Source organism: Actinomadura sp. RB99 (assembly GCF_014706005.1).
Taxonomy (GTDB): Bacteria; Actinomycetota; Actinomycetes; order Streptosporangiales; family Streptosporangiaceae; genus Spirillospora.
The window spans coordinates 1-729 of sequence record NZ_JABMCA010000196.1 but is presented as its reverse complement, the minus strand read 5'-3'; the positions used below and the strand labels follow the sequence as shown (position 1 = coordinate 729).

The window sequence follows — 729 nt, the reverse complement described above, 5'->3', positions numbered from 1 at the left end:
GAGGGGAGGGAGAACTCATCTCGAGGAAGGCTTCCCGCTTAGATGCTTTCAGCGGTTATCCCGACCGAACGTAGCCAACCAGCCGTGCCCCTGGCGGGACAACTGGCACACCAGAGGTTCGTCCGTCCCGGTCCTCTCGTACTAGGGACAGACCCTCTCAATTCTCCTACGCGCGCAGCGGATAGGGACCGAACTGTCTCGCGACGTTCTAAACCCAGCTCGCGTGCCGCTTTAATGGGCGAACAGCCCAACCCTTGGGACCTACTCCAGCCCCAGGATGCGACGAGCCGACATCGAGGTGCCAAACCATCCCGTCGATATGGACTCTTGGGGAAGATCAGCCTGTTATCCCCGGGGTACCTTTTAGCCGTTGAGCGACACCACTTCCACACGTAGGTGCCGGATCACTAGGCCCTGCTTTCGCACCTGCTCGACACGTCCGTCTCACAGTCAAGCTCCCTTGTGCCCTTGCACTCGCCACCTGATTGCCAACCAGGCTGAGGGAACCTTTGGGCGCCTCCGTTACTCTTTGGGAGGCAACCGCCCCAGTTAAACTACCCACCAGGCACTGTCCCCCACCCGGATACACGGGCGCGGGTTAGACGCTCAAAACGACCAGAGTGGTATTTCACCAATGACTCCACCCACACTGGCGTGCGGGCTTCACAGTCTCCCACCTATCCTACACAAACCGTTCCAAACGCCAATGCCAAGCTGTAGTGAAGGTCC

General features: G+C 59.4%; 1 rRNA gene. It reads right to left on the bottom strand.

What is annotated here, in order from left to right:
- Positions 1–729, bottom strand: a 23S ribosomal RNA gene (locus amrb99_RS49530); the annotation flags it as partial.